This window comes from Galbibacter sp. (assembly GCF_048266365.1).
Classification (GTDB): Bacteria; Bacteroidota; Bacteroidia; order Flavobacteriales; family Flavobacteriaceae; genus Galbibacter.
On record NZ_JBLWZP010000007.1, the window covers coordinates 82,380 to 99,911 of the forward strand.

Here is a 17,532-nt window from a genome sequence, read left to right on the forward strand (position 1 = left end):
TTGAATTTCTTTTTATGAAATAATTTCAAATTTATGATTTGGTACCTGAATGTTTAAATTATCCCTACTTTATCGACTTAGATAAGATAAGAAATTGTGTATTCAGGATAGTTCTCATTTAATAGTAACACGCATCCTTCTTGCTCTTTTCGTGTGAAAATGAAAATTTAAGGCAGAGCATCACGCACATGCCAAGTATACTCTTTTTATTTGCACTCTTTTGCCCGGAATTTTTATAATTGCTTCTCGTATTTAAACTTTGAATTTTACAACAACTCGTCAAATTGCAAAGATGTTGTTTATTCACAATTTATAATGGGTCTATAATCTTCACCTAGAACAAAATCTATTTCAACCGAATCCTTTTCTTCAAGAAAAAGAGGTTCTGTCTCAACACTATAATACCCTACTGATGAAACTTTGAAAATAAATTCCACGTCAACTTTTCTTAACAATAATGATAATTGCCCGTTTGCAATGTTAATCTTTTCACACCCGATAGCAACTTGAGTACCTCCTTTTATAAAATCATTTTTATGATTGCGAACGTTAATTTGAATCCAAATACTATCATTTACTATTTGAATAACATTACGTAATTTTAACTTATAACCACTGCCATTGGTATAACTTGGTTTTAAATTATTATGATTATTAATAGTAAAGGAACCACCCACTATAAATAACAATAGGCCAAATAAAAAAAAAGTTGTTTTTCGGTTTTTCATACTCTATCGTTTTAACAACCGGCATTGGAACCGTGTTGTGTTTTGAAATTCCCGTTTAAATCTTTACCAGTTAATTCTACGGAAATTACATTTAGAATTCGATTTTTTGTTGATGTTGACATCCCCTGAAATGTAGATGTTGACTGTAGACCACCCCAAGCCATAGCTTTATAAAATTGACTACTTAGATTGTATCCTTGAATTCTTCCATATTCCTCTAATGAGGACGCAATATCATTTACGATACTTCTTGCAAATTCCTCATGATGCACCGCATTCCAGTTCTGTAATCTTCCCCATTCTGCAACCATTTCTGGATATGAAGCGATCCAGTTTGGCCTGTTAGTATTAAATTCTGCTACTAAAATAGCATGAATGGATTCGTGAAGTATTGTTCTTGCCCATGATAAGTCAGTAGATTGTTTCCAATTCTGGGAGTCGAATATTGTAGAGACCGTGCCTGTGGCTCTGTTATATTTACTACTTGTTTGCCCCGTGCCTCCGGAAAGCGTCCCATCTTTAACCTCCCAGTTGAAACCTTGTGTACTACCTGAAAACTTTTTAATACTCTCTGCGACACCATTAGATTGACCCTTTAATTTATTTAAAATATTCTTAAGGCATTGCTTAAGCGTAGTATCATCGATTTTCTCCTCAAAGAGCTCATAAATGATTAGTCGATCATCGATCAGAGTCGGAATTTGTCCATCATCAGAGGAACCCTCGCCACCAGATGATCCGCCCCCATGTGTTTCGCCTCCATCGTGAGGAAGCATTCCGCCCCCGTTCGGAAATCCAGAATCTGAATCTCCACTTGTTCCTCCGCCTCCACTACATTCATAATCTATAATAATATCGGTCGGATAAAATTCCCCATTCTGTTCCAAACCACCCACACTCACCTCCGTGACCACACAATCCTGCTCATCACTTTTGCCTTGCATCCCTTTGTTCGAAGTATATCCTATCGACTTTCCATTTTTGAATTGTCCTTTTGCTTTAATAGTACCATCAATATCATAGATAGCAATTTCACCTGTATATAACTCCCAGTTTAGTCCTTTTTCATTTTTATTTTTTATCCATTCATAGGAGGGTAGTTGATCGTATGGTACTTTTTGAATACTTAGTGGAGGGATGGGTGCTTGTGTAATCTGTGGATCGGAAAGTAATTCCTCCTTTTGACAACTCCAAATCAATAGTGCCATTGCGATGAGTTGGATCCAGCGCCAAGACATATAATCTTTAACTTTTTTCACGGTAGGTTAAATTTTAAAGATTGGTAAATTAAGTATATTGAACTATCTGATGGGATCAGTTAAATTTATCTATCACAAAATACGATATTTTTTCTCTATAAAAGCAGTTAATTTATTAGATGTTGAATTATATAATAGGGTAATAGTATCATACAGCTCAATAGAACAGATTCGGAAAATACTTTGAAAGAATCTTTGAAATCAGCGATCAGAATTGGCAGAATGAAAACCATTTTTCATTTATACAAGAAGGAATCGTGCGTTTTTATATCGCCAACCAGACAAGCGATCTTACCTTATCGATTGCCTTTAACAACGGCTTTGTTAGTGGGTATAATTCCTTTTTGACAAGATCACCTTCAAGCTGCTATATAGAAACGCTCATTAAAACGGTATTTTGGCAACTGACCTTTGAAGGTCTACAAGAGATTTATAGACAAACCAAAATTGGTAATGCCATCGGACGATATGCAAGCGAAGATTTGGTTTTGAAAAAATCACAAAGAGAGCTTTGTCTGCTACATGAAACAGCCCAAGAGCGATACTTAAACCTAGTTGCTGAGCAACTCCAATTATTAAAAGAGATCCCTTTAAAATACATTGCTTCCTATATTGGAGTTACACCACAGGCACTAAGCAGGATACGTAAACGAATTTCTTAACTTGAGTTCATTGATTTGTCCCAAATAAGAATTGAACTTTGTAAAAAAAAAGATGAAACCATTGTATGTTTTACTCGGTATATTTGCATCCTGCTTATTGATTACCAAATTTACTAGTGGAAATTACGAATTTGCTTTATTTGGGAGGGTAGCACTATCTGCCATGCTAGTCTTTACGGCATTTGGACATTTTGTATTTACAAAAGGAATGTCTCTTATGATGCCGGAGAGTGTGCCGTATAGAGCAGAGGTTGTTTATCTCACAAGGTGTCTTAGAGCTTGAGATGGCGGTTGGTCAATTGCTAGAAAATTATAGCGTCCTATCCGCATGGGTACTTATTGTTTTTCTTCTGTTGGTTCTTCCCGCAAATATCTATGCTTCTTTAAAACATGTAGATTATCAAAATGCGACATTTGATGCAAACTGTTTGAGGTATCTGTGGTCTCGACTACCCTTACAGCCATCCTTTATTGCCTGGACTTATTTTGTAGCACTCCAAAGATAAGCCATCGCTGATTTTTTAAAAGTTCTTACTGTAAATCTTGAATAAATTCGATTGCTCTTTGCTCACTGTAATAGGTCCCACCATATCTAAAAAAACCAACATGGCCACCATACTTTGGAGTTTCCAAGTAGAGGTTTGGATGATTCTTGGCAATACCTTGTGGATAGCAACTTGGTGACAGAAAAGAATCATTTAACGCATTTAATATTAGCGTGGGAATTTTGATGTCTTTTAAATATTGAAGAGAACTAGACTTTCGATAATAGTCCTCCGCATCAATAAAGCCATGAGCTTTGGAGGTGTAAACATCATCAAAGTCTTTTAGGGTTTTGATGCTATAAATGGAGGCTAAATCAATGTGATCCGGAAATTGTTTCTGCTTTTCTTTGAGTTTGTGAATCAGTGTTTTTTTAAACCTGTAAGCATAAATACTGTTTTTAGGTTTGTGTAACTCTAGCATGGTGCCATATAAGTCACAAGGAGCAGAAACGGCCACTGCTGCTTTAACCTGACTTGGATAGTCTTGTTCCCCTAGGTATTTTAATATAATGTTTGCTCCAAGGCTGAATCCGTTTAAATAAATATGTTGATACCGGTATTTTGTTATTATTGATTCCACTACGGTTTTAAGATCGTCCGACCTTCCAGAATGATATGAGGTGTATAATTTATTGGTATGTCCTCCACATCCTCTGAGATTCAAACAAACAACATCAATATTGTTTTGATTAAATGCCCTAGCACTTCCCTTCATGTAGGGGCGTATACTACCACCTTCTAAACCATGGATGATAATGGCAAGTTTATCGGTCTTCGTTGGTGCATCACTCCAATCCAAATCAAGGATATCTCCATCTGGAGTCGGCAATTGAGTTCTGTACTGTTTTAAATTGGTTATTCTACGAAGTCCACTAGCAAATACGGTTGAAAAATGGCCATTTCTAAAAAGTAATGGAGGTCGGTATTTATTTTCAAAAAGAGGCATATCGTGAATAATAACTTAAATAGTATGCATGCATAGTATTTGTTTCTTAAATTTGTACAAGAATGTTTAAAAGTAGTAAAAGATTCTAAAACAAGAATAGAAATACTCATGTATACAAAAGATTTTGAAATTAGGTGGAATGATTTGGATGCTAACAGACATCTAGCCAACAAGGCTTATGTTGAGTTTGCTGCTCACACAAGAATGTCGTTTTTAGTTGAAAGTGGATTTGATCAACGGTTATTGGCCAAGGCTAATATCGGGCCTGTTGTTTTTTATGAACACATATATTATTTCAAAGAAGTTTTTAGTGGTCAACCGGTCCGTGTGAGTCTAGAGTTTAAGGGTATGAGTGAAGATGGAATGTTTTTTGAATTCCACCACAACTACTATGACCACAAAGGAAAGAACATTGCCCATTGTGAAATCATGGGAGCTTGGATTGATCTTAAATCTCGAAAATTAATAGGATTACCCGAAGATGTTTTGCCATTATTCGAGAAAGTAGAGCGCGCAGAAGGCTTCCGAATTCTGACTAAGGAAGACACTCGTAAACACGCTAAAATACCTGTGGATCTGTAATAGCTTAGACGGCTTCCTTTTTAACACGGGTTACGAGATAAACTCCTGTAAAAACAGTGGCTGCACAGAGCATCTTCAAAAAGGTGAGCTTATCCGCACCAACCATGGTGGCAAATAGTATACCCACTAAGGGCTGTACATACACAAAAGCACCAATAGTGGAGGCCTTAAGTTGTTTTAGTGCAAAAATATTTAAAAGATAGGTGCTGAAAGTTGTTCCAATAACCACATAGGTCATTCTCCAAACGGCATCCCACGGAAGACTCGTCCATTGTACAGCTGTGAATTCAGTAATAGTAAAGGGTATGTTTACCACAATACCAATAGTAAATAACCACTTCATAAGGGTGAAAGCATGGTACTTGGTCGTTAGGGGTTTTACGATAATTAAATAGATACCATAAGATATGGCATTGATGATGAAAAGGATGTTACCTAGGGTGACATTGGGTGCGTTGTGCTGTATTTTTTCACTAAAAAATATTAACCCTAATGCTCCTGCAAACCCTAATAGAATTCCTATGCTGCGTATTATCGTAATCCTTTCCCGGATCATAATGGCAGAGAGGATGAAAACAAAAATAGGAGTAATAGTTGCGATGACAGAACTGTTGATGGGCGTGGATAAGCTGAGTCCTTTAAAGAACATCAGCATATTGATAACCATTCCAAAAAGCGCACATATCGCTAGCCTTGGCCAGTCTTTGGATTCGATTTTTTCTCGAGGGCCTAAAAAGCTTACAAGCCAAAACAAAAGAGCAGCACCACTGACGCGAAGCATGATAAATCCGAATGGTTGGATGTGCGTGGGCATGACATCTTTGGCTACGGTATGATTGATTCCGTAGATGACACTTGCTCCAAATGCAGCAAGGAGAGCCAAAGCTCTTTTACTCATGGAAGCTGCCTTTTGCTGCTTCTACCACTTTTGCACTGTTTCCAATAAAAATTCTGTTTTCATTTATGATTACCGGTCTTTTCAAAAACGTATAATGTTCTAAAATAAGGTTTTTATAATCTTCCTCTGAAAGGGTCTTGGATTTTAAATCACGTTCTTTATAAAGCCTTGCACGTTTACTAAAGAGTGCTTCGTAAGAGCCAGCAAGTTCCTGCATTTTCTCTAATTGAGATACACTAATGGGTTCGGATTTAATATCCTGAAAGATAATATCTGAAGGGAAATCCAATAAGTCAATAATTCGTCTACAAGTATCACAAGTACTTAAATAGTAGATCTTTTTCATAAATAGCTTTATTTTGAATTCAAAGTTAAGCTAATTAACTTGTTATGTGAAATATTGGCTGTTGCTTCGCTTAGGATTTCAAGGGAAAATGTTACATTTTTAACTAGAGGCTTCAACTTCTAGCCAGCTAGATTTAATAAAAGGTTTCGCTTGATCCATCGGAATGTAGATTTTGGTTTGCCCATCGGCATAAGAAGCGATCTCATAGGGGTTATATATAAGAATGATACCCTGCTCATCAAACCCTATGCTCACCGGTAGGTGAAATTTATCATCTTCAAACATAAAACCTGTACTGTTGATATTATCTTCTGGTTTAAGGTTGTTTTGTTTGCGAAATATAGATTCAACAAAGGTTGTGAACTCCTTTGGATTGTTTAGTAAGTCGTCTTCTGATAATTGTTCTCCGGTGGCTAAATCAAAATTTAAAAATGACGTACTTCCATAACCATGAGCCCCTCCGGTAAATATATAACTATCGAATAATAAGCTGACTATTTTTTCGTTTCGGAACGAGACTTCACCCTTAACCTTTGCTTCCCAAGGAACGATGTTTTCAGGATAATTTTCCTTTAATTCTTTATATTGGAGGTTGAAATCTTCCATTGCGGCCGGGATAGAATCTGGCCGTTCTTCATCGGTGTAGTACAAAATAGAGATGGCAAAATCAGAAAGAGCTTTGTTGATTTGCTGTGCTTCGGGTTTGGTTTCCGGCTGGGCTGAAGGGAGATTAATGGTGATTTCAGGACAATCCTCACAGCTATTTTCAAAGGGTTCAGCCGGTACAAAACTAATTTTTTCTTCCGAGCTACAGGCTGTGAAAAGCAGCGCCAATATTGAACCGAACACAAGAAATCTACGCATAATGACCTAGTTTGTTAAATATCGATTAAAGGTAAGGCCTTCTTTGCAATACCCAAAAGGAAATAATATTTTTGTGTAACAAAATAAGAGCTATGAGTAAAGACAATCTTCGTTTCGATTCAAAGCTAATTCACGGAGGACAAATTCCAGATAAAGCGTACGGCGCAGTAGTACCACCGATTTATCAAACATCAACTTTTAAACAAGACTCCCTGGGAGTGCACAAAGGGTATGAGTATTCCCGAAGTGGTAATCCAACTCGTGCAGCATTAGAGGGTAGTTTGGCTAGTATTGAAAGCGGAAATTTTGGATTTGCTTTTGCAAGTGGATTGGCTGCTATAGATGCCGTAATGAAATTATTGAATCCCGGTGATGAGGTTATTTCAGCGGATAATCTATATGGTGGAACCCACCGAATGTTTACGCAAATATACCAGGACAAAGGTGTGAAGTTTCATTTTGTCGATGCCGGAAATCCTGAGAATATTCGCCCTTTAGTGAATGCTAAAACCAGAATCATCTGGATAGAGTCTCCAACAAATCCATTATTACAAGTAGTAGATATCAAAAAAATTGCAGAAGAGTCTAAACAACACAAAATTCTGTTGGTTGTTGATAATACCTTTGCATCACCTTACTTGCAGCGTCCTTTGGAAATGGGTGCTGATATCGTAATGCATTCCGCTACCAAATATATAGGAGGTCATAGTGACTTAGTTATGGGGGCTTTAATTGTCTCTGATAAGGAATTGGCTGATAGGTTGTATTTTATCCAAAAGGCTACCGGAGCTATTCCGGGACCGATGGATTGTTTCCTGGCGCTAAGAGGAATTAAAACTTTAGCACTTCGCATGGAGAGGCATTGTGAAAACGCTGCTGTTGTAGCAGCTTTTTTGGAAAGTCATCCTCGTGTTGAAAAAGTGTATTGGCCTGGGCTGAAATCCAATCCTGATTATGCATTGGCAACTGCTCAGATGAAGCATTATGGCGGAGTGGTATCCTTTGTTATTAAAGGTAATGACCGTGAAGAAGTTGTGGGATTTGTTGAGAAACTAGAGTTGTTTTCTCTAGCTGAATCCTTAGGAGGAGTCGAATCACTTGTGGCATATCCTACGAGTATGTCTCACGGTGGCATGACACAGGATGAAAGAGAGAGAATGGGTGTTACTGACGGGTTGATTCGCCTTAGTGTCGGAATCGAAGACAGCGAGGATCTAGTCGCTGACTTAGCGAATGCATTAAAAAGTTAAAAATCTTAGGATTTTGTGTAATTTCGTCATTAACCCCAGTAATTATTTTGTAAAACAGTATTTTTGTTACATAAAGTTAAATAAATAATACGAATGATTATATGATTTCAATGGACCAGAAAATTAAGGTTTTCATGGAAGAAGTGAGAGCCCGGAACCCACATGAGAAAGAATTTCTTCAGGCAGTACATGAAGTGGCAGAGGCTGTAATTCCTTATATTGCAAAGCATGAGCTGTATAATGGTAGAAATATATTGTTGAGATTGGCTGAACCTGAAAGAGCTATTACATTCAGGGTTCCATGGGTAGACGACACTGGCGAAATACGTGTAAACAGAGGATATAGAATTCAAATGAGCTCTGTTATTGGTCCTTACAAAGGAGGTCTTCGATTTCACCCTACGGTGAATATGAGTATTTTAAAATTTCTTGCTTTCGAACAAGTTTTTAAAAATAGTTTGACCACACTCCCAATGGGTGGAGGGAAAGGCGGATCTGATTTTGACCCTAAGGGCAAATCCGATCGTGAAGTAATGCGTTTTTGTCATAGTTTTATGACAGAGTTATACCGCCACATTGGACCTAATACTGACGTTCCTGCCGGGGATATAGGTGTTGGTTCGCGTGAGGTAGGTTTCTTATTCGGAATGTACCGTAAGATCAGTAATGAATTTACTGGTGTACTTACCGGAAAAGGACTTTCTTGGGGAGGTTCTTTGATTCGTCCTGAGTCTACAGGGTATGGGACAGTGTATTTCGCACAGAACATGTTTAGACTAAAAGGAGATAGTTTTAAAGGGAAAGTGGTAACGATCTCCGGATCTGGTAATGTTGCTCAGTATGCAACTGAAAAAGCCAATGAACTTGGAGCTAAAGTAATAACACTTTCAGATTCTTCAGGAACTCTATATGACAAGGATGGTATCGACAGTGAGAAACTAGCCTATGTTATGGAGCTCAAGAATGTAAGACGTGGTAGGATATCCGAATATGTGGAAAAATATCCTAACGCTGAATTTTACACCGGAAAAACACCTTGGCATATCCCATGTGATGTTGCGCTTCCATGTGCAACACAAAATGAACTTCATGGTAAGGATGCTGCTACACTAATCCAAAATGGATGTATTTGTGTTAGTGAAGGTGCAAACATGCCCAGCACACCTAAGGCTATGAATACTTTTGTAAACGCTAAAATCCTTTATGCTCCAGGTAAGGCGTCTAATGCCGGTGGGGTTGCGGTTTCCGGATTGGAAATGGCACAGAACTCTATGCGATATAGCTGGAGTAGAGAAGATGTCGATCATAAGTTACAAGGTATTATGAACCAGATTCACGATTCATGTATTGAGCATGGAAGTGATCCTGATGGATACATCAACTATGTTAGAGGCGCAAATATTGCCGGCTTTGTAAAAGTAGCTGATGCTGTATTGGCTCAAGGCGTAGTTTAAGATAAGAGATTCAATTAAAAACCCTGGAGTTTCATAGAAACTTCAGGGTTTTTAATTTATACCAAAATGGAGTCTGGGAGATCACTACTTTTGTATTATGATTATCACAACTAAGGCCATTGTATTATCCACGATCAAATACGGAGATTCGAACTTGATCGTTCGCTTGTTTACCGAGAGTGACGGGATGAAATCTTATATGGTAAGGGGAGTGTTGTCTTCAAGAAAAGGCAAGTTCAAAAAAGGATACTTTCAACCCCTAACAATCCTGGAAATTGTTGCGAACCATCGCAATAAGGGAACCTTAGAGACGCTACGAGATGTTAAGCTCCACACTGCTTATATAAGTTTACAAACTGATGTGGTGAAAAGTTCCCTCGGTATGTTTCTATCAGAGATGCTAGTGGTATCCATGCAGGAAGAGGAGCAAAACACACCCTTATTTCAATTTATATACCAAGGCATGATGTGGTTGGATACCAACGTAAAAATTGCTAATTTTCATATCGCTTTTCTTTTAGAGCTAACAACGCATTTGGGGTTTTATCCGGACACATCCAAAGTACATTACCCTTATTTTGATCTAAAAGAAGGAGATTTTTCACCTACGATTCGAAGTGAAGTGATCGATGGTGAAACATTGGTAGATTTTAAAAAGTTTTTAGATTCTGATTTTCAAACTGCTTGTGAAATTAAACTCAACAGGCAGTCCAGGGGATTACTTCTGGATCAAATTATACGCTATTATCAGTATCATTTAGTGGCCTTTAAAAAACCAAAATCCTTGGAGATCCTACCCGAAATTTTCACCTAGGATTTTAATGAAAGATATCAAAACAGACAATGAAATACGCTATTATCGATGTTGAAACCACGGGTCTTGCAGGGAGTAACAATAAGGTTACAGAAATCGCTGTTGCTATCCATGATGGAGCCAGAGTGATCGATGAGTTTCATACCCTAGTGAATCCACTAATTCCAATAGCCCCTTACGTAGTAGGCTTAACAGGAATTGATGATGGTATGGTTCAGGATGCACCTGTCTTTGACGCCATTGCGGACCAGCTGCTTCAGCTGACTGAAGACTGTGTTTTTGTAGCTCATAATGTGAGTTTTGATTATAGCGTCATTCAAAAAGAATTCAAGTCTATAGGCGTTAACTATCAACGAAAAAAACTTTGTACAGTACGATTGTCTCGAAAAATATTTCCGGGTTTAAAATCCTATAGTTTAGGGAAGCTGTGTAGTTATCTTGATATAAAATTAAACAACCGCCATCGCGCCAAAGGCGATACCGATGCCACAGTGATTCTTTTTGAAAAATTACTTCGAAATGATTCTCAAAACCTAATTTCCGGGCAACTTAATTTTCGTAGTGGTGAGGCCGCCTTACCTTCATTATTGTCCAAAGAAACTGTAGATAAATTGCCTAGTAAACCTGGTGTTTATTATTTTAAAGACAGTAACGGGGTGGTTATTTATGTGGGTAAAGCGATCCACATAAAAAAAAGAGTGCTGAGTCATTTTTATGACAAAAAGGAAAATGAAATGGCCTTGTGTCGTGAGACGGCTACCATTGATTTTGAAGAGTCAGGCAGTGAGTTGTTGGCTCTCTTAATGGAATCTGTAGCTATTAAAAAATACTTTCCCAAATTTAATCGTGCCCAAAAGCTCTCCAATAGAGGTTATGCAATACTTTCTTACACCAATCGACTTGGCATCATTCAACTAGGCTATAATAAAACCAAGCTTGTTCCAAAACCACTGGCAATCTTTTATAAGGTGAGCGACTGTATTGCCTTTCTGGAGAACCTATGTGAGAGATTCGACCTATGCCCTAAGTATACACAACTGCTTCCGGCTTCAAAATCAGGCTCGGGTTGTGATCACTTTAAGCTTCATAATTGTCGTGGGATCTGTAAGGGAGAAGAATCAGTTGGACACTATAACCAAAGAGTTAAAGAAGCCTTGGAGACCTCAAAGGTATTGGCTGATAATTTTGTTTTAGTAGGTCCCGGTAGGAGCTCAGAGGAAAAAGGAATCGTCTGGGTTGAGAACGGTATTTATCGTGGTTACGGTTTTGTAGAGTCTTCGATACAGATTTCAGTATACGATGAGTTCATGGATTATATACAGCTTCAAAAGAATGACAATGATAGTTATAGCATAGTGCAACAATTTCTAACCAAAGGAAAAAATTACGAAATAATTAGACCGTAGATCCAATTGTTTTTAAAATACTTTTACTTTTGCACTCACATAGCCCCGTAGTTCAAGGGATAGAATAGAAGTTTCCTAAACTTTAGATCCAGGTTCGAGTCCTGGCGGGGCTACTAGATAAGGAATTTATAAAAAGTAAATACTATCAATGGTATCGCAAACAACTTCGTCTGTTTCTAACTTAAAAAACAGTTTTTTATAAAAAGGAAATGAACGTTTCTCCCGAAAATTTTGTTATTAGAAAAGTAAGAACCAAATGGGGCAGTTGAAATGATTTAACTAGAACAATATGGTTTGATATTGAATTAGCTAAAAAAACCAATAAACTGCATCGGATATATTGTTGTTCACGAATTGGTTCATCTAAAAGAACGTAAGCACAACAAGAATTTTATTAATGAATAAGTATATGTCCAATTGGCAATTGAGGACAAAGGAATTGAATAAGTTACCTATATTCTAAACACGAAAAACAATACTTAAGTCATGCCCGAACAACAAAACATAGAATACAAAAGTGCTTGGCACGATGATTATCTGAAATGGGTATGCGGTTTTGCTAATGCTCAGGGCGGAGTAATTTATATTGGTAAAGATTATAATGGAAACGTATCGGGAATTGATCACTTCAAAAGGTTAATGGACGATATTCCCAATAAAATCCGTAATGCAATGGGGATTACCGTTGAAGTAAATCTACACGAAGAATCGGACAAGTATTTTATTGAAATCTTTACCCACCCTTATTCTGTGCCTATTTCTTTGCGAGGTAGATATTATTACCGTAGTGGAAGTACCAAACAGGAACTGACAGGAACATCACTCAATGAATTTCTGTTAAAGAAATCAGGCAAAACTTGGGATGAAGTGATTTAACCTGATGCAACCTTTGATGATATTGATAAAAAATCCGTAGCCACCTTTATTCAGGAAGCCGAATATTCGGGACGTTTACCTGAAAGCAAAGGATTGTCCATTCCTGAATTGTTTGATAAATTAAGACTTGTCAAGAACGGACAGTTGAAACGGGCTGCGATTATCCTCTTTGGTAAAGATCCTGCAAAATTTTATCCAAATGCTCACGTAAAAATTGGTCGTTTTGGAAATGACGATGCCGATTTAATTTTTCAAGAGAAAGAAGAAAGTAATCTGATTACGCTGTATCAATCCGTTTTGCAACAAATACACCACAAGTTTATCATCAAAAGAGTGTCATTTGAAGGAATGAAGCGTATAGAAACGCCTGAGTACCCGATTACAGCATTGCGTGAAGTAATTTTGAATTCACTTGAACACCGTACTTATATGGGCGCACCTATTCAGATACGAGTTTATGACGACAAAATCATTTTTTGGAACGAAGGAACTTTACCACAAGGATTAAGTTTGGAAGCACTAACAGGTTTTCATGCTTCACAGCCAAGAAATACACTTATTGCCGATGTTTGTTTTAAAGGAGGGTTGATTGACACTTGGGGACGTGGAATACAAAAAATATATTCAGCCTGCGAAGAAGCAGGGCTACCAGAACCAGAAATAAAAGAATTTCAGAATGGGTTATTGGTAACACTCTTCAAAAATAACCTTACAGCTGAACAGCTAACGAAACTTGGTTTGAATGAACGACAACTCAAAGCTGTTGAGTATGTGAAAGAAAAAGGGAAATCACAAATAAAGAGTATCAAGAGTTAAATTCAATAGCTAAACCAACTGCAACAAGAGATTTAGCAGAATTAGTTGGGAGGTTTGGCATTTTCAAAAACATAGGAAGGGGAGCTGGAAGTTATTATGAAATAATTGGCTCAATTGGCTCACGATTGGCTCATAATTGGTTCATTTTAATATTCTACTATATTAACTTTCGTACTTGGTGAGGTTAACTGCCCTAAATCCTGCAAAAAATGTTTCGAGATTTATTCGGTTTAGGTTACAATACGTAACAGAGAATAAAAATTCTTTTTTGTTCCGTTTTTATTTCGGCACAACTTGCTGTTAATCAGGTTTGTAAAACTGGTAATTTTATCGACCCTTGGCTGTCCCGGAGTTCTGAGTTCTTCGTCAAATTTGGGGAAATATCAGATTAAACAGTATAAATTTTTCGTATATTTTAGTATGTAAATATCTAATACCTATGCGAATAAATCAGCTATTAAACAACCTCCCTAAAATTAAAATATACAAATCACATTATAGGGATTCAAAACTTACTTTATACGGACTCATTCCTTTAAACGGCGCACGTTATCCTCATTGTAAGGTTTACAGCAAACAAATTCACGATCCCTATGAGCGTCATTTGAATGATCTGAGCATATTGGAGTATAGTGTGCACTTGATTTTAAGAACCCGAAAATTCAAATGTGCTAACAACGGGTGTCCTCGCAAAGTTTTTTCAGAATAAACTCCTGGGATATTGCGTTATGTCCGGAGAACAAACCGACTGGATAAAATTATTGATACCATAACCTTGGAAACCAACACTCATCTGGGGGATATAATAACTAATTTATTATTAGCCCTTTAAGTTGTTTAAGCTTATGGCGTAAGTCCCATTATAGCTACTCACTATTGTTTATACGCCAAGAGTGTTAGGGGTTGATGATAGGGCTTTTCGAGAAGAGGTAAATTATAGTATCGTACTGGTTAATATGGAAACATCCCGCGTAATTCATCTGTTACCTTCCAGTGAGGGCAGTCAATTGAAAAAATGGTTAGCAAACATCGGGGATTGAAATTGTGACCAGAGATCGAACCAGCTCCTATACACTCCCTCAGACTTTTTTTATAACAATTAATCGTTGTTTCATCAATGGGTGTCTTCCCTACAAAAAACTTCATATTATGTGTTTTGGGTATCTCTCCCTCACAGACATCCCCCTTTTTTTCACCCTTATATACATCAATTAATTTATATGCCTAACATGTGAGCCACCCACCTGTCATTAATTAGCAGGTGGAGTTGTCACAATGTTTTTTAAGGATAAAAAGAGAATCTTGATTAATTTCTAATCTGCCCAGGCTTCACCTTCAGGACTTCGTCTCCACTCAAAATAATCATCGAGTACTTCAAGTGATTCTTCACTAGGAACAGGTCCCAGGTGAGGTATTGGTCCAAAATACATCACATCTTGCTGTAATTCATTATAACCTGGCCAATTCGTTAAACCTTCACCGTTTGGATTTCCAAACTTTGTAAAATTCGTCCAGTATGTGGCCATTGCATCTGATATCGCTCTATCCGAATCTGTTGTAGCAGGGTTGTTCTCATCAAGATTGTTAAATACATAGGCAACTTCTTGCCCGTGTGGAGAACCATACCCATATTGAGGAGAATCCTCTGGATAATCAGGGTGTTGATCAAAATAATAATAGTACACCTCAGATTTTCCAGTTTTGGATTGAAGGTTTGCCCAACTCCAAGTATGCCATCCAAAGGCTGCATCACGCATTAAATCTCGTGCTGTTTTTGGTACAGATTCTTTCCCTACAGGATATGCCTTTAATAAGTCATCGGCAAATTGACCATATCTTTTGTTCACATTTTCTATAAACTCTGTAGCAGTACCTTCGCGTGTAAAGCTTGCGCCTTCATCTGAGTTATAACCAATAAGAACCGGAACATCATTGTAATTACCAGCTTGGTATAACTTATGTTGATCATCTGGGATGACATAACCGTCAGTAATTGGCCAAGCGCCACCCATTCCCATACCCATTGGAATTTCATCCACAGGTAAATTTCTGAGTTCATTAATGGATTTTACTCCAGCTTTTTCTGCATATTGAAGTCCATCCTTCTCTGCTATTTCCAAAGTTTTCATGTTCTCCCCTGGGTAGGTAGTTTCTCTAGTAGGACCAAAGGATCCTCCACTTTGAGAAATAGCACCTTGGAACAATCCTTTGGCTAGTGGGGAGGCACACAGCATGCTCACTGAAATACCACCTGCGGATTCACCAAATATTGTTACTTTATTTGGATCTCCACCGAAAGCAGCAATATTTTCCTTAACCCATTTCAAGCCTGCGATTTGATCTAGAATCCCATAATTTCCGGATACCTGGTTTGGATTCTCAGTACTTAGTTCCGGATGTGCCAAAAAGCCAAGTTGTCCTACGCGATAGGCAATGCTAACAAGGATTACGCCTCTATTAGCCAAAGCCGTTCCATCATATACTGGCTCCGATGTCGCACCGAAGCTAAACCCGCCACCGTAGATCCATACCAATACTGGAATCTTTTCATCCATTTTTTTTGCAGGTGTCCAAATATTCAAATAAAGACAATCCTCACTTTTACCTGTGGTATCATTACCTTGGATAGGAGCAGGCGCATATTTAGTGGTAATTTTTACGCCATCCCATGCGATTGGTGGCTGTGGTGCACGCCATCGTAGATCGCCCACCGGTGGCTGCGCAAAGGGAATACCTTTAAACACCAATAGGCTGTCTTGGACAGTTCCTTTGACAATTCCATAATTTGTTCGTATCTGAGCTGGATCAGTATCTTTTGGTTTTTTCTGGCAAGAAATAACAGTGACCAGCATTATACAGCTTAAAAGCATTTTCTGTATCATAATAAATTCTTTTAGCAGGTCTATTTAAATAATAATTGCGCAAATTCATGCAGTGACCTGCGCCATGTCTGCCACTCATGTGCTGTGCCGGGAGACTCATAGAATGTATAAGGAATACCTTGTTTTTCTAACATTTTTTTAAAAGCTCCGACTGAACCTGGGAATGGATTCGGTTCTTTAGTTCCTAAGGATAAAAAGAACACATCCGTTTTTTTGTCTACAGCAGCTCCATCCTTAAAGGCGCCATCTAGAAAGGTGACTGGATCAATTGCGTCACTACTGGGATAATTTGAGGTACCGCTAAAACCTCCATAGGAGGTAAATTTATCCAAATTATTCATGAAGATGCGCATCGTTTGATTAGCCCCCATGGAAAGCCCTGCGATGGCTCTATGCTTGCGATCTTTAAGGGTGCGGTACTCTGCATCTATCATTGGAATTACTTCGTCGAGCATCACATCCTCAAAAGCGGATGGAGAACGGTTTTGGTTACCATCTGTTTCACTGGCAGGTCTGGACGCATAGCCATTTTCCATGACTACGATAAAAGAAACAGCTTTACCCGATGCCATAAGATTGTCTAGGATTAAATTGGCCTTACCTTGAGAGGACCATCCGGTTTGATCTTCAAAACTCCCATGTTGAAGGTACAACACAGGGTAGTGAGTGTCCATATCCTTATGATAATTAGGTGGCGTATAGATAAAGCAATCACGCCAAGTTTTGGTGATTTCAGAAAAGTAGAACTTTTGAGTTATTTTTCCGTGAGGTACTTTCTTCATGGCATAGATATCCTGATCATGTGCAGGAATTTCAATACCACTTCCCCAACGACCTGCACCGTAATAAGATTTACTACCGGGATCGTTCACTGAAGCACCATCAATATTGAGTTGATAATAATGGAATCCCTCATCTTGAGGATCAGATTCTCCACTCCACATACCATCTTGATCTTTAACCATATCGTATTTTACACCCCCAATATCCAATTTGACGTAATTGGCGTCAGGAGCGGTAATACGTGCGCGTACCTTACCCTTTGCATTGACCATGGGATATTGTTTTCCAGGCTGATTGGTCTGCGCAGGGAAGAAGCCTTGATTTTTATCACTGTTATCCTGAGATGACCCCAGAGCAGGGATCATCAAGATAAACAGTATTGCGATTGATAATTTATTCATCATTTAATTCGTTTGTTGTA

The 17,532-nt window shown here is 38.0% G+C and carries 19 protein-coding genes and 1 tRNA gene; 12 read left to right on the forward strand and 8 right to left on the reverse strand.

The annotated features are described in order from the left end of the window. Positions 1–299: 299 nt before the first annotated feature. Both ACN0TV_RS11480 and ACN0TV_RS11485 read right to left on the reverse strand, forming a co-directional pair. The gene (locus ACN0TV_RS11480) at positions 300–728 is read right to left on the reverse strand and encodes a hypothetical protein (protein WP_417363058.1); all 429 of its coding nucleotides are present in this window, start codon (positions 726–728) and stop codon (positions 300–302) included. An 11-nt stretch (positions 729–739) separates the two neighbouring features. Beyond that, positions 740–1,987: a hypothetical protein gene (locus ACN0TV_RS11485; protein ID WP_417363059.1), complete on the reverse strand. Its 1,248-nt coding sequence runs from the start codon at positions 1,985–1,987 to the stop codon at positions 740–742. A gap of 257 nt (positions 1,988–2,244) precedes the next feature. Between ACN0TV_RS11485 and ACN0TV_RS11490 the strand changes: the two genes are divergently transcribed. Both ACN0TV_RS11490 and ACN0TV_RS11495 read left to right on the forward strand, forming a co-directional pair. Continuing rightward, complete coding sequence (locus ACN0TV_RS11490) at positions 2,245–2,649, forward strand: Crp/Fnr family transcriptional regulator (protein ID WP_417363060.1); 405 nt, start codon at positions 2,245–2,247, stop codon at positions 2,647–2,649. Positions 2,650–2,701: 52 nt separating this feature from the next. Beyond that, positions 2,702–2,932, forward strand: a complete 231-nt coding sequence (locus ACN0TV_RS11495; protein ID WP_417363061.1) for a hypothetical protein — start codon at positions 2,702–2,704, stop codon at positions 2,930–2,932. Between the two features lie 248 nt (positions 2,933–3,180). Here ACN0TV_RS11495 and ACN0TV_RS11500 read toward each other — a convergent pair whose 3' ends face one another. Further along, a complete protein-coding gene (locus ACN0TV_RS11500; RefSeq protein ID WP_417363062.1) occupies positions 3,181–4,140 on the reverse strand; it encodes a YheT family hydrolase in 960 nt (319 codons plus the stop codon). Positions 4,141–4,248: 108 nt separating this feature from the next. Between ACN0TV_RS11500 and ACN0TV_RS11505 the strand changes: the two genes are divergently transcribed. Further along, positions 4,249–4,722, forward strand: coding sequence for an acyl-CoA thioesterase (locus ACN0TV_RS11505; RefSeq protein WP_417363063.1), 474 nt, complete (start codon positions 4,249–4,251; stop codon positions 4,720–4,722). 4 nt (positions 4,723–4,726) lie between these two features. Here the strand turns inward: ACN0TV_RS11505 and ACN0TV_RS11510 are convergent, their stop codons facing one another. The 3 genes from ACN0TV_RS11510 to ACN0TV_RS11520 all read right to left on the reverse strand — a co-directional run bounded on the left by ACN0TV_RS11510 (position 4,727) and on the right by ACN0TV_RS11520 (position 6,830). Beyond that, positions 4,727–5,620, reverse strand: coding sequence for a DMT family transporter (locus ACN0TV_RS11510; protein WP_417363064.1), 894 nt, complete (start codon positions 5,618–5,620; stop codon positions 4,727–4,729). After that, positions 5,613–5,966: an arsenate reductase family protein gene (locus ACN0TV_RS11515; RefSeq protein ID WP_417363065.1), complete on the reverse strand. Its 354-nt coding sequence runs from the start codon at positions 5,964–5,966 to the stop codon at positions 5,613–5,615. Before ACN0TV_RS11515 ends, ACN0TV_RS11510 begins: the two co-directional genes overlap by 8 nt. A gap of 99 nt (positions 5,967–6,065) precedes the next feature. Then, positions 6,066–6,830 (reverse strand): DUF3298 and DUF4163 domain-containing protein, encoded by a 765-nt coding sequence (locus ACN0TV_RS11520; RefSeq protein WP_417363066.1) that lies wholly within the window; start codon positions 6,828–6,830, stop codon positions 6,066–6,068. Positions 6,831–6,922: 92 nt separating this feature from the next. On the opposite strand from ACN0TV_RS11520, the gene ACN0TV_RS11525 reads away from it, so the two are divergent. The 9 genes from ACN0TV_RS11525 (at position 6,923) to ACN0TV_RS11565 (ending at position 14,155) form a co-directional block, all read left to right on the forward strand. Then, on the forward strand, positions 6,923–8,080 hold the full coding sequence (locus ACN0TV_RS11525; protein WP_417363067.1) for a trans-sulfuration enzyme family protein: 1,158 nt from the start codon (positions 6,923–6,925) through the stop codon (positions 8,078–8,080). A gap of 110 nt (positions 8,081–8,190) precedes the next feature. Then, positions 8,191–9,534 (forward strand): NADP-specific glutamate dehydrogenase, encoded by a 1,344-nt coding sequence (gdhA, locus tag ACN0TV_RS11530; protein WP_417363068.1) that lies wholly within the window; start codon positions 8,191–8,193, stop codon positions 9,532–9,534. Between the two features lie 97 nt (positions 9,535–9,631). Further along, positions 9,632–10,348, forward strand: a complete 717-nt coding sequence (recO, locus tag ACN0TV_RS11535) for a DNA repair protein RecO (protein ID WP_417363069.1) — start codon at positions 9,632–9,634, stop codon at positions 10,346–10,348. 29 nt (positions 10,349–10,377) lie between these two features. Further along, a complete protein-coding gene (locus ACN0TV_RS11540) occupies positions 10,378–11,754 on the forward strand; it encodes an exonuclease domain-containing protein (RefSeq protein WP_417363070.1) in 1,377 nt (458 codons plus the stop codon). Positions 11,755–11,795: 41 nt separating this feature from the next. Continuing rightward, positions 11,796–11,867: transfer RNA gene (locus ACN0TV_RS11545), tRNA-Arg, on the forward strand. Between the two features lie 226 nt (positions 11,868–12,093). After that, positions 12,094–12,159 (forward strand): YgjP-like metallopeptidase domain-containing protein, encoded by a 66-nt coding sequence (locus ACN0TV_RS11550; RefSeq protein ID WP_417363186.1) that lies wholly within the window; start codon positions 12,094–12,096, stop codon positions 12,157–12,159. Between the two features lie 81 nt (positions 12,160–12,240). Further along, complete coding sequence (locus ACN0TV_RS11555; protein WP_417363071.1) at positions 12,241–12,630, forward strand: helix-turn-helix domain-containing protein; 390 nt, start codon at positions 12,241–12,243, stop codon at positions 12,628–12,630. Between the two features lie 93 nt (positions 12,631–12,723). Further along, positions 12,724–13,446, forward strand: coding sequence for an ATP-binding protein (locus ACN0TV_RS11560; RefSeq protein WP_417363072.1), 723 nt, complete (start codon positions 12,724–12,726; stop codon positions 13,444–13,446). 439 nt (positions 13,447–13,885) lie between these two features. Continuing rightward, positions 13,886–14,155: a transposase family protein gene (locus ACN0TV_RS11565; protein ID WP_417363073.1), complete on the forward strand. Its 270-nt coding sequence runs from the start codon at positions 13,886–13,888 to the stop codon at positions 14,153–14,155. A gap of 604 nt (positions 14,156–14,759) precedes the next feature. Here the strand turns inward: ACN0TV_RS11565 and ACN0TV_RS11570 are convergent. After that, entirely contained in the window at positions 14,760–16,328 is a 1,569-nt protein-coding gene (locus ACN0TV_RS11570; protein ID WP_417363074.1) for a carboxylesterase/lipase family protein, read from the reverse strand. 20 nt (positions 16,329–16,348) lie between these two features. Beyond that, positions 16,349–17,515 (reverse strand): alpha/beta hydrolase, encoded by a 1,167-nt coding sequence (locus ACN0TV_RS11575; RefSeq protein ID WP_417363075.1) that lies wholly within the window; start codon positions 17,513–17,515, stop codon positions 16,349–16,351. Positions 17,516–17,532: the final 17 nt, after the last annotated feature.